Raw genomic sequence first — 1178 nt, forward strand, 5'->3', positions numbered from 1 at the left:
AAAATAGTTGAGTTTGAAGCTCCTGAAGGTTATGAAGTAAATAAAAATGAATTTGTGTTTGAAGTTAAGTCAGATAACACTATAAATGTTATTTCTAATACAACAAATATGGGGATGAGTTATTCAGAATTTGAGGGTGATGGAATTTTAACTGTAAATGATGATGTTAAGCCATTTAGTATAAGATTAATAAAGGTTAATGATAAAGGGGCAGTTTTAGAAGGTGCAGAGTTCACTTTATATTCAGATAGTGCTTGTAATAATGCAGTAGAAACACAAGTAAGTGATGGAAATGGTAATCTTAAATTTTTAAATTTAAAACCAGGAACAAAATACTATATGAAAGAAACTAAAGCTCCCGAAGGTTATAGAATACCAGTAGATATTTTTGGAAAAGTTCATGTTTATGAAATATATGTAGAATCAACACCAGTTAATAATGTGTTTGATTACTATATAGATGGTGTTAAATACACAGTAAATGATACAGATTCAAATAAGGATGTATATTTAGCTGGAACTAAATCTGATAGAGAAGTAAATATAAAAGTTGTAAATACAATAGGTATGAAGTTACCTAAAACAGGTTCATGGTTAATGATACCTATATTATTAATTGGAGTAGGTTTGATGTCTTATTCAGTTTTTTCAAACAAAAAGAAAATGAAAGTAGATAAAGGGGAATAGGGTAATGATAAGCAAGAAAACAAGAAAAATATTTTGTTCAGTATTATTGGCTGGAATAATAGTAGGTCAAATGAGTTCAATAAAGGTTTTTGCAGAAGCAAATACACAAAGTATAGTAGATGTAAGAGCTGAAGTAGGAACGCCAGGGGGAGTAGCAAATTTAGGTCGAGGAGGTGCACAAATAACTATTTCAGGAAATAGTGGACAAACATTAGTAGGGAAAAAGTTTAATGTGTACAAGTTATTCGATGCTGAAAACTCAGCAAATTTAGAATCAATTAATTACACATTAAATCCTACTTATAAAACACCATTACAAAACATAGTAGGTAAAAAGTTAAGTAAAACACCAGCTCAAGTAACTGAATATGAAATAATTGATTATATTCAATCTTTAAATACTAATAAAGTTGAAGGTGCTCATGCAGATCAAACTTTAGAAGGTAGATATAGTGATTTTAGATACTTTGTAGAAGAATTAAGGGATGAAA

At 29.1% G+C, this 1178-nt stretch carries 2 protein-coding genes; both read left to right on the forward strand.

Features of this window, described 5'->3' with window-relative positions:
- The coding region (locus tag Q0Y03_RS15465) for a prealbumin-like fold domain-containing protein (protein WP_297714675.1) at positions 1-687 on the forward strand (687 nt) is incomplete at its 5' end.
- A gap of 4 nt (positions 688-691) precedes the next feature.
- Positions 692-1178, forward strand: a 487-nt coding sequence (locus Q0Y03_RS15470; RefSeq protein ID WP_363318762.1) for a hypothetical protein, incomplete at its 3' end; no start/stop codon positions are given.

Origin of the sequence: Clostridium sp., assembly GCF_026168755.1 — a bacterium.
GTDB lineage: Bacteria > Bacillota > Clostridia > Clostridiales > Clostridiaceae > Clostridium.